The following is a 249-nucleotide window of genomic DNA, read 5'->3' on the forward strand; positions in this document are numbered from 1 at the left end:
GTGATTCTGGTGGGTCACTCGGTCAGCGCGATGATCGGCGCCATTGCCGACCGCTTCGCCCCGGGACGGGTCGCGGCGCACGTGATGATTGGCCCTTCGCCGCGCTATATCGACACCCAGAGCTATGTCGGCGGCTTCAAGCGCGACGACATCGAAGACCTGCTCGACACCCTCGACAGCAACTACCTCGGCTGGTCCAGCAGCATGGCCCCGGTGATCATGGGCGCCCCTGGGCAACCTGAACTGAGC

The 249-nt window shown here is 65.1% G+C and carries 1 pseudogene; it reads left to right on the forward strand.

Annotation, left to right across the window (positions count from 1 at the left end):
- A pseudogene (locus tag AC0L3B_RS40015) lies at positions 1-249 on the forward strand (alpha/beta fold hydrolase); the annotation flags it as partial.

The organism is Bradyrhizobium sp. Kon56, from assembly GCF_055807635.1.